A 6,786-nucleotide genomic window follows, 5' to 3' on the forward strand; every position below is an offset into this window, starting at 1 on the left:
CCGGAGCCGACCGGGAACGTGACGCCGACACCGACCGGGAACGTGACGCCGACACCGACCGGGAACGTGACACCGGAGCCGACAGGGAACGTAACGCCGGAGCCGACCGGGAACGTGACACCGGAGCCGACAGGGAACGTGACGCCGACGCCGGGAGAGAGCGTCGATCTCGAACTCTATGAGGGCTGGAACTTCGTCTCGATCCCAAGACAGCTCTCCACGGATAACAACACCGTGGCGACGGTCTTTGGCGACGTCGACACTGATGGCCGGCCGATCTACACCTTTGAACCGGAAACCGGCTTCACGCCTGTAGGAGAGAATGAGACGCTTGAGGTCCTTGAGGGATACTGGGTCTACTCGACCAATGAGACGACTCTGCAGTTGAACCTCAGCACCGACCCGATCCGGTCCCCTGCAGCGCGGACGCTCAGTCCGGGATGGAACGCCATCGGCTACTCCGACCTGACGGAGCGACCCGCCAACGAGACACTCGGGTCAGTGGAAGATGCCTGGGTCTACGTCGTCGGTTTCGACGCAGAGACCCAGAGTTATCGGCCGGCACTCATCAACAACCAGACCGGAGCCCAGGGCGAGGACCAGAGCCTCTCCCCGACCGAAGGCTACTGGCTGTTCATGAGCGAAGAGGGCAGACTGGCTGCCATCAGCACCTAACCTTTTTTTTTGACGGCGCCGGGCGTACGAACAGAAGAGTTTTCGGCCTCCTCATTCCGGGACCGCCCGATACTCCTGCATCAGGGCGTCGCCGTAGGCCTCTTTCTTCTTTGTCGGGATGTAGTTGAACGCCCCGGCTCTCCGGAGGAGTTCAGCGCGAATCGAAGCGTCGTTCGGGAGATTCAGGGCCCGCACGCCGTCGATGATAAGGTCGAGGTGGTTGATGCCGGTCTCCTTCCCGTCCACGAGGACCGTCCTCACCTTGATCGCGTCCGGCCGGATTCCGCCGCAGATGGTGCAGTAATCGCCTTCTTTCTCGTTTGTCACGCGCATCACTCCCGGACCATCGTCAGCGACATCTTGAACCGCGTGACGGCCGAGAGAGCGTGGGGGACGTTTGCCGGGAAGATGATCGTCTCTCCCTCGCGCATCCGGTGCGTCTCACCCGCGACCCAGACCTCACACTCCCCGTCGAGGATCGTCACCACCGCGTCGTACGGCGCGGTGTGCTCCGAGAGCCCCTCATCCTCGTCGAACGAGAAGAGGGTGATGCTCCCCGACGGCTTGTTGATGATCATCCTGCTTGCCACGGTCCCGTCCTGGTAGGCAACAAGGTCCGCTAACCGGAGGACCTTTCCCCGCAACTCTGCGCGTTTATCTTCCGACATAATTCAACCACTCACTGTATACTTCATTCTTCTTCCGGCAATCTACTTTTCGCATCCGCCCGTGCATACACAAGCGCCCCATCCACCGGGCATGCCTCCGTGCACCGGCCGCAGAGGTAGCACTCCCCCCGGCCGTCGCCGGGTCCCGCCTCCCCGGTCGGGCATGCCCGTTCGCACTTCCGGCAGCCGATGCAGGCGTCCGTCCGCCGGAGCCGGTAGCGGGCCCTTGACGCCGCCGGGGCGAGGAGGGCCCCATAGGGGCAGACATACCGGCAGAACGGCCGGTAGATGACGGCGGAAAGAAGGACGATCCCGAGGAAGACGAAGAACGACGTACCGACCGCGAGGTTGAAGAAGTCTGCAAGGCCGATAAGCGCAAGGAGGTTTATCGAGAGCCCGAGGCCGGCGGCGAGGAAGAGAACGAAGACGCCTGCCCGGATCGCCACCGGGACCCGGCTCTCGGCGTTGCCGCGCTTCTTCGCCGGCACAAGGTGCACGAGTTCCTGGACGGCGCCCGCCGGGCAGACCTGCCCGCAGATGACCCGGCCGAATACGAAGGTGAGGGCGATGAAGAACAGAAACCCGCCGAGCGCGATAGGGAGTGGAGACCCGAGCGCCGCCGCGTCCCGGAGGACGAGGCCCTGCAGTTGGTAGGGGAAGACCGGTGCAAAGACCAGGAACCCGAGGAGCGCCGAGATTACGAGGAACGGCACCGCCCGCCGTCGGGTGAACCGGCCGGAGCGCCAGAGCCAGACGAGGACGGCAAATGCAAAAAGGCCGTAGATGAAGCCTACGGCCTTCGGGATTGCTTCAACGACCATCGGGCCCTCAGAGCAGTCTTGTCCCGGTTGTCGGCCGCGGAACCTTCACCACGAGCACCCGGCAGGGTTGATTGCTCTCGTTCGCCCAGCGGTGGGGAATCTTTGCCGGGCTCTCGACCAGGTGGTCCTTCCCGACCTCTGCACGCTCGTCGCCGATCTCGACGATCCCCGTCCCCTCGAGGACGTAGAAGAAGACGTCCACCGGGGTTATGTGCTTCTTTAGCGCTTCCCCGGGCGCAAGCGTGATCACAACCGCGTTCGCATGCTCGGTGTCGTAGACTTTCCGGGCATCGACATGGTGCGGGTTTGCACCGATTGGTTCCCTGGCTACATCAACAATCTTCATATCGTTCATCTCCGTTGCGGCAATTATCCTTTATAATTCGTCCAGTAATTCGCGAGGGACTCGCGCCGCCGCCGTTCATGGCGGCGGGCCCGCATCTCCGGGAAGGTCGGCTCCGTGCTCTGGACGGCCGGGCAGTAGGGGCAGAGGGCGTAGGGCACGTCGTCGGCCTTATCCCTGACCGGGCAGAGGTAGGCCCCCTCCCACTCGTCGACGATCTGTCCGCCGGGGAACGGGGTGCCGACCGGGTGGGCGGGCTTCTCCACGACGAACATGGTGAACGCGGAGAGAAGATACTTCAGATAGAGGTACTTCGGGTCTTTCTCTCGCGCTTTTTCGGCGCAGGCCTCCGCCACCATTGAGCAGTAGGCGGAGAGCGCCGGGTCCGGCGGGTCCTCCATCTCGGGACCCCCGCCGTTCCGGGAGAGGAGGATCAGGCAGTGGTGCGCCGAAAAGATCTCTTCATGGACGCTCGCAAGAAGCCGGTCGCGGTAGTCTTCCGGGAGGTGGCCGACCTTCCGCTCGAACCGGGCGTGCATCATCTCCAGGTCGTGCAGGTCGAACGCCGTCACTTCGTCGGCGATCACGCGGAGGAGGTCCCCCTTTGTCGCTGCCCCCTGCATCCGCCGGCAGGCTGTCCTGATGGTCGCCACCGATACCGACTGCCCGTCCTCTGCCTCCTCTCCGTAGTCGGCGAAGGGGTCGATGATGAAGGAGCAGGCGTCGCCCGGACCGGCCCCGGGCGTCTCGCGGCCTTCCCTGCCGATGAGCCGCAGGATACCGTTCAGGATCGTCTCCAGCCGCATGGTCTCACCAGAGTTTACCTACGATCGTGAGATGTGGAGAGGTTTAATTCTGGTGTAACTCTCATAGTAACAACCATGAACGACCTCATCCGGGACCTGACGACCCTCGGGTTGATGGAGTACGAAGCCCGGGTCTATGCGGCCCTTGTCGGGATCGGCGAAGGAAGCGCCCGCCAGATCCACGAGGCGAGCAACGTCCCCCGCCCGAGGGTCTACGACATCGCCGAAGGGCTTGCCGCACGGGGGTTCATCACCGTCCGGCGGGGAAACCCCCACGTCTACATCCCGGCCGAGCCCGCCGTCGTCATCCACCACCTGACGGCGGCCGTCGATGCCGCGGCGACGGCGGCGGTGCAGGGTCTCGATGCCCTTTCGCTCGACGCCCGGTCAAAGAACTCGCCGATCTGGTACGTGCAGGGGGAGTGGAGCATCCGGCGCCACGCGGAGTCGCTTGCCGCAGGCGTCACCCATGACCTTGCGGTCGTCTGCCTGGACTACGGCAAGATCGGCGAGTTCGCCCGGCTGATCGCCGATGCGTCACGGGACCATCGGGTGAGCGTCCTCCTCCCGAACGGGAAGTGCGGGATCACAAAGCCGCTCGGAAACGCGTCGCTCCATGTCCCCAGGCCCTTCTGCACCTTCTTCCAGGAGATGATATTCGAGAAGATCTACTGCGGCCCCCTCTCGGTGGATGGGGCGGCGTTTTTGCTCGAGTACATCTTCATCGCCGACGACCGGATCTGCATGATCATCTACCGGGAGGACGGGGCGGCGAGCGCCGTGGTGATCACCCTCCCGTTCATCACCTGCGTCCAGAGGCAGTTCGTCAACAGGATGATCGCGACCGCGGAGCAGATCGAGGGGCCGGTGGAATCGAGCAGCCTGTAACCGTGCGGGTGACAGGCCGAAAAAAAGTGGGTCCGGGCCGTCTATATCCCCAACTTCGTCCGCTTCGCCTCGATATGGGCGAGCATCCCCTCCGCCGCCTCCCTCGCATCCGTCTCGACGTGGAGCACCCCGCCGGTGATGCCGGGGAGGTCTCTGGTGAGGAGGTTCACCAGGTCCGGCCCGCCGGTCACGGTCGGGACCGGGTTGACGTAGGTGTAGAGACCGAGCGCGAGCGCAAAGAGCGCGTCGATAGTCGCCTTCTGCTCCATGTACTCAGGGGCGGCGACGGCGACCGGGAGGTCGGGGAAGGGGACGCCGCCGAGGGCGTCGGAGATCGAGAGGAGGAGGTCGGCGCACCGGCCGGTGTCGGTGCATGTCCCGAATCCGAGGACCGGCGGCACCCCGAGCGCCGTGCAGAGTTTTTTTAACCCCGGCCCGGCCTTCTCCTTCGCCTCCGGGGAGCAGAGCCCGGCGACCTGGAGCCCGGCCACGCCGCACCCCATCCCGAGGACCAGGACGTCGCGGGCGATCAGGTTCTCCGCGACCGCGACGGTGTGGACGTCCTGCCCGGAGTTCCGGAGGGTGGTGCAGGAGACGAGCCCTACGATACCCCGGATGGTCCCGTCCTTTATCGCGTCAAGCAGCGGGTTGAGGCTCCCGCCGAGCGCTGCGACGATGCTCTCGGGGGCGAACCCGACCACCGCTTCCCGCACGGGAAGACCCCGGACCGCCTCCACCTTCGTGCGGCGGTCCCGGAAGTTCTCGATCCCCATGGCAAGGAGCGCCGCCGCCTGCTCTTTCGCCTCCTCCGGGACGTAATCGAGCCTCTCCGTCCCGCCCTCGAAGACCACGACCTCGCTTACCGGGATCAGCCGGAAGTGGTACTTTTCGGCGTAGAGGGGGTCGAGCGGGAGCGAGCAGTTCATGTCGGCGGCAAAGACGTCCACCGCCCCGGTGGCGAGGACCGCTTCCTGCATGATCCAGTTCCCGGTGTAGCCGTAGAAGATATCGTCCATCGTTCTCCTCTGGATCAGTTCCTGCCCGGTCTCGATGTTGGCGATGACCCGGAGGCCCTTCGCCCCTGCCGCTCGCGCCTTCTGCTGCCACTCGTCGGTGCGGGCGAGGTCGATGAGGGCGAACCCGAGGAAGGGCTCGTGGCCGTTCGGGAGGATGTTGACGTAGTCGGGGTCGAGCACCCCGAGGTCGACCCGCATAGGGTGCGGGTGCGGGATGCCGTAGAGGATGTCCTGGATGTACTCGAGCACGATCTGACTCTGGTAAGCCATCGCGACGCCGAGGCGCATTGCTCGCATGGCGTGGCTCGCGAACCAGCCGTCGACGTTGGTCAGGGTGGACGCGGTAACGACGACCGTCTCTCCGTAGATCCCGCCCGGGAAGAGTCCGAGGCGCTTCCAGACCTCCTTTCGCTCCGGAGGGGCGAGCCGCTCGATGATCCGGCTCGGCTCGTGGCTGAACCGGTGAAAGTCCTCCTCCACGAAGTCGCAGAGCCGGAGGGCGACCTCCGCATCGCTCCCGCCCGTGTCGATACCGAGCCGTCCTGCAAATAGCCGGAGTTTCTCCGGCTCCGCGATGGAAAACGGGGTTTTGCCCTCGGCGGTCGCCCGGAGGGTCCGTACCGCCTGCTGGGCGTGGTAGTGGTAGTTCGACGCTCCCATGACGTTACGGAGGAGCATCATCCGCATCGCCATGCCGTCGGCGTTAATCCCGCAGACGCCCCGGTGGTTCCGGCCGGCGTCGGCCCGGCAGGGGCCGTTCGAGCAGAAGTCGCACCGGGCGCCCGCCTGGCAGAAGGCGCACCGCCGGTCGGGGTCGGTGCCGAAGCCCTGAGCTTCGTAACGGTCCCAGACGTTCGACATGCCGTCTGCTTTGAGCCGCTCGTAGACGGTCCGCACCGATTCGTGGTAGGATATCCTGTCACTCTCCATGGTCATGGGGAGTGACCTCTCCCGCAACTATATGTAGATATCGGCCTACCCCTCCTCGATATACCGCTTCAGTGCCACGGCATTGTTGTGCTCCCTGTCCCGGGCGGCGTAGAGGAGCGTGACGGTCGTATCGTTCGCTTCCTGCCGGAGCCTGGTGAGCGTCGCCTCCTTACCCTCGAGTTCAGCCCGGTAGCGCCGGAGAAACTCGTCCCACTTCATCGGGTCGTGCCCGAACCATCGCCGCAGTTCGTCCGTCGGTGCAAGGTCCTTCTCCCACCGGTCGAATTTCGCCTCCTCTTTCGCGATGCCCCGCGGCCAGAGCCGGTCGACGAGGACCCGAAGCCCGTCGTCCCCGGCGGGCTCCTCGTAGATCCGTTTTGTGCGTATCATGGGGCGGGGATACGGCGAGCCCCTACTTAAACACCCTGCCCCCGTGCAGTCTTACGAAAGATATATGTAAGGTGCGCCCATCCCCCCGCCCCATGACGGGATTATTGAGACTCCTCTCCCTCACCCTGGTGATAGGGTGTGCAGTTCTCTTCTCCGGGACGGTCGCCCAGGAGGACGGGAACGAGACTGCTGAGGCTAACGTCACCATTGTATCGCCGGAGGAGAACGCCAGCGTCCCCGCCGGGAACG

Annotated in this window: 8 protein-coding genes and 1 pseudogene; 2 read left to right on the forward strand and 7 right to left on the reverse strand. The window is 64.8% G+C overall.

Annotated elements, in window-relative coordinates:
• Nucleotides 1-675: pseudogene (locus BRA42_RS02760) on the forward strand (hypothetical protein); the annotation flags it as partial.
• A gap of 51 nt (nucleotides 676-726) precedes the next feature.
• Here the strand turns inward: BRA42_RS02760 and BRA42_RS02765 are convergent.
• From BRA42_RS02765 to BRA42_RS02785, 5 genes are read right to left on the reverse strand one after another with little or no spacing between them, the layout of a single operon-like run.
• The gene (locus BRA42_RS02765; RefSeq protein WP_292410994.1) at nucleotides 727-1,002 is read right to left on the reverse strand and encodes an NAC family transcription factor; all 276 of its coding nucleotides are present in this window, start codon (nucleotides 1,000-1,002) and stop codon (nucleotides 727-729) included.
• Nucleotides 1,003-1,007: 5 nt separating this feature from the next.
• Nucleotides 1,008-1,343: a cupin domain-containing protein gene (locus BRA42_RS02770; RefSeq protein ID WP_292410995.1), complete on the reverse strand. Its 336-nt coding sequence runs from the start codon at nucleotides 1,341-1,343 to the stop codon at nucleotides 1,008-1,010.
• Nucleotides 1,344-1,366: 23 nt separating this feature from the next.
• The gene (locus tag BRA42_RS02775; protein WP_292410996.1) at nucleotides 1,367-2,164 is read right to left on the reverse strand and encodes a 4Fe-4S binding protein; all 798 of its coding nucleotides are present in this window, start codon (nucleotides 2,162-2,164) and stop codon (nucleotides 1,367-1,369) included.
• A gap of 7 nt (nucleotides 2,165-2,171) precedes the next feature.
• The gene (locus BRA42_RS02780; RefSeq protein ID WP_292410997.1) at nucleotides 2,172-2,510 is read right to left on the reverse strand and encodes a cupin domain-containing protein; all 339 of its coding nucleotides are present in this window, start codon (nucleotides 2,508-2,510) and stop codon (nucleotides 2,172-2,174) included.
• A gap of 23 nt (nucleotides 2,511-2,533) precedes the next feature.
• Entirely contained in the window at nucleotides 2,534-3,313 is a 780-nt protein-coding gene (locus tag BRA42_RS02785; protein ID WP_292410998.1) for a DUF2115 domain-containing protein, read from the reverse strand.
• A gap of 75 nt (nucleotides 3,314-3,388) precedes the next feature.
• Here BRA42_RS02785 and BRA42_RS02790 point away from each other — a divergent pair, with 75 nt between their 5' ends.
• Nucleotides 3,389-4,201, forward strand: coding sequence for a TrmB family transcriptional regulator (locus BRA42_RS02790; RefSeq protein ID WP_292410999.1), 813 nt, complete (start codon nucleotides 3,389-3,391; stop codon nucleotides 4,199-4,201).
• 41 nt (nucleotides 4,202-4,242) lie between these two features.
• Here the strand turns inward: BRA42_RS02790 and cooS are convergent, their stop codons facing one another.
• Nucleotides 4,243-6,153 carry an anaerobic carbon-monoxide dehydrogenase catalytic subunit gene (gene cooS / locus BRA42_RS02795; RefSeq protein ID WP_292411000.1) on the reverse strand — a complete coding sequence of 637 codons (1,911 nt, stop codon included), beginning with the start codon at nucleotides 6,151-6,153 and terminating at the stop codon, nucleotides 4,243-4,245.
• A 39-nt stretch (nucleotides 6,154-6,192) separates the two neighbouring features.
• A complete protein-coding gene (locus tag BRA42_RS02800) occupies nucleotides 6,193-6,537 on the reverse strand; it encodes a DUF488 domain-containing protein (RefSeq protein ID WP_292411001.1) in 345 nt (114 codons plus the stop codon).
• Nucleotides 6,538-6,786 lie beyond the last annotated feature (249 nt).

It is taken from the genome of Methanoculleus sp. UBA374 (genome assembly GCA_002508705.1).
Lineage (GTDB): Archaea > Halobacteriota > Methanomicrobia > Methanomicrobiales > Methanoculleaceae > Methanoculleus > Methanoculleus palmolei.

Coding starts and splice junctions, on each gene's coding strand:
- cooS (WP_292411000.1), bottom strand. CDS start 6,153: ATGACCATGGAGAGTGACAGGATATCCTACCACGAATCGGTGCGGACC.
- BRA42_RS02785 (WP_292410998.1), bottom strand. CDS start 3,313: ATGCGGCTGGAGACGATCCTGAACGGTATCCTGCGGCTCATCGGCAGG.
- BRA42_RS02780 (WP_292410997.1), bottom strand. CDS start 2,510: ATGAAGATTGTTGATGTAGCCAGGGAACCAATCGGTGCAAACCCGCAC.
- BRA42_RS02775 (WP_292410996.1), bottom strand. CDS start 2,164: ATGGTCGTTGAAGCAATCCCGAAGGCCGTAGGCTTCATCTACGGCCTT.
- BRA42_RS02790 (WP_292410999.1), top strand. CDS start 3,389: ATGAACGACCTCATCCGGGACCTGACGACCCTCGGGTTGATGGAGTAC.
- BRA42_RS02800 (WP_292411001.1), bottom strand. CDS start 6,537: ATGATACGCACAAAACGGATCTACGAGGAGCCCGCCGGGGACGACGGG.
- BRA42_RS02770 (WP_292410995.1), bottom strand. CDS start 1,343: ATGTCGGAAGATAAACGCGCAGAGTTGCGGGGAAAGGTCCTCCGGTTA.